The organism is Cupriavidus sp. 05T313 (assembly GCF_056396665.1).
This window is the reverse complement of the sequence record NZ_JBFTLX010000457.1, coordinates 1-2,334: the sequence shown is the minus strand read 5'-3', so window position 1 is coordinate 2,334 and position 2,334 is coordinate 1. Positions and strand designations below refer to the sequence as shown.

The 2,334-nt window shown below is 60.3% G+C and carries 2 protein-coding genes; both read right to left on the bottom strand.

What is annotated here, in order from left to right; all coding sequences use genetic code 11:
- Nucleotides 1-462 precede the first annotated feature (462 nt).
- Nucleotides 463-651: a DUF7706 family protein gene (locus tag AC1DKD_RS40720; RefSeq protein ID WP_476760464.1), complete on the bottom strand. Its 189-nt coding sequence runs from the start codon at nt 649-651 to the stop codon at nt 463-465.
- A 44-nt stretch (nt 652-695) separates the two neighbouring features.
- Nucleotides 696-2,180, bottom strand: coding sequence for a protein rep (locus AC1DKD_RS40715; protein ID WP_476760463.1), 1,485 nt, complete (start codon nt 2,178-2,180; stop codon nt 696-698).
- Between the last annotated feature and the right edge of the window lie 154 nt (nt 2,181-2,334).

Sequence of the window (2,334 nt, the reverse complement as noted above, 5' to 3'; positions counted from 1 at the left end):
CACACCGGAAAGGTGCGAGAGCCCAGGCGATTTGGTATGCTGTGCATGCCGGTTTCCTTTGACTCGCAACGTTAATGGGATATCCAACCGGTCACGGCCTCGGAGTGCGTCCAACACTCGCGGGGCCTTTCCATTTCTGGTGTCCAGGGGCGCGCGAGTCAGGCATCCACACACACTCACGCACCAGCGACCGAACCAGAAACAAAACATCTGACCTGCGCAAACTATGCCGGATATGACACTCCTGCGCAAGAAAGTTGTATTTCGCGTTACTTGTTACGGCAATTCAAAGGCTCGTTGACATAACAGCCATGAGGTCAACTAAGGCCCAAAAAAGGCGGCTTGCAGAGCGCGAGGGAGGCCGACAAAGAGAAAAGGGCGGTAGCCGCAAAGCCCCGCCCCTGGTGATCGCCCATCCTAGGCTTGCATGGGGGCTAAAGCGCCCCCATACCCCGCAACCATTTACCGTGGTGCATAGCCCTTATCGGCCAGCGCCCGCGCCACCTGGTCGACCGCGGCCCGGATCATGTACGCCTCCTCATCATCCACCGCGCAGGCCCGGAAATCCGACCAGGTCACGCGCTTGACGAACTGCGCCAACGCCATCGCTTGAGCATCTACCAGCTCGAGCTGAACAGTTACTGTTTCCATCTGTCATCTCCTACTGTTTCGGCCAGTCCACCGGCACCAGGTCATCAAACGGAATCTCGTAGTGAACCTGTCGCCCGTCCTGCGGCAGCAAGACATCTGCGACCGCGCCACCCTCGGAAGTCTGGATCGCGTACAGCGTCCCAATCGTGCCCGCTGGCCACGTCCTGCAAAGCTTTGGCAGTCTGTGCATAAAGGGCTTCAGGAGCTTCACCTCTTTGCCCAATTTCGTCACGCCCCAGACCGGCACATTGCCGTACAGCTTGACGATTTTCTTCGTCTCGATTTCCAACTGACACCACACCGCATGTTTCGTCATCATGGCCCCTCAGAGAGATTGATTCGATATACCCCGTAGCAACTTCCCACCCCTGTTTTTCCGCAAGCTCCAGAACAATTGCGCGCCCTTCGTGCCGAAGTATTGCCCGCCACTGTTCCAGAGAAATCGAGCCCAGGAGCACAGCCTGATCGTCTTGTTTGTTGGCCAGCTCTTCATCCGTCATCTCCCCGATCGCGAACCGTTTTTTGAGGCCCGCTGACCAGTGCAATTGGCGCTTGCCTTTGAAGACCTTGGCGAACTCCGCAAAGAGTGCCCCGGCCTGTTTGTCACCATCGGCCAGGTAGGCCCGCAGGAAGTCGAAAGGCGTCTCACCATCCCGCGCTTTCTTGATGTGGCCCTTCGTCATTTCCGATTCGAGACCCCACTTGGAGGCATAGGCTGCTGCCTTACTGCCATCGTCCAGGCGAACGCCATGAGCGGCGCTAGGAGCCTTCAAACCGGCCTTCAGGCAAGCAGACACCCACCGGTCAAACAAACGCACCTGGAGGGCCGCCAGATCGAGCCCAGAGGCCACGAAGAGCAGGACGTGATAGTGCGGGTGCCAACCGTTGTTGATCGCACGCTTACGCCCGTGCGTGACCTCGAGCGCCCGCACCTGGCCGATGCAGGCCATATCATCGAAGACCTTCCGCGATGCCCGGTCCGTGTTGAGGTAGTTCAGCGCCTTGGCCTGACCCGCCAGGACTAACGCCAGGTCATCACCCAGGTAGTGGGGGGTGGTGTAGGTAGCAAGCAACACGTGGCCGCCCTGCGCCTGGTGCAAAGCGATAGCCGCCTGCAGCTCGACCCGCCGGCGCTCGCTGATCTTGGCCGCACAGACCGGGCAGCCCCAGACCGACCCGCAGGTCTGCAGACCCTTGTAGCTGCAGCTCTTGTGCTCCCTGGACTTCAGGACCTGGATCTCCCGACCCTTCGCCCGCAGGCGCAGGCACTTGGCCGTCCTGGACTCCGGGAGGAGGCGCCGAGCCGCCGCCTGGAGGGCAAAGCGCTCGAACCTAGATCCCGCCGCATCCCTTGCTACGCCTAGGATTTCGCCGGTTTCCGGGTCCACATCTGGGTGAGCGGCAGAATATTTCGCATTACTACCAAGGGCGACCAGGTCGGCCGCTCCCGCGTGCTCATCCTTGCGCGCGCGTGCGCGGCCAGCCGACAGGGTTCCAGGGGGGGGTGACTTGAAAGTTTTTGCCGTCATGCCCTCACACCGGAAAGGTGCGAGAGCCCAGGCGATTTGGTATGCTGTGCATGCCGGTTTCCTTTGACTCGCAACGTTAATGGGATATCCAACCGGTCACGGCCTCGGAGTGCGTCCAACACTCGCGGGGCCTTTCCATTTCTGGTGTCCAGGG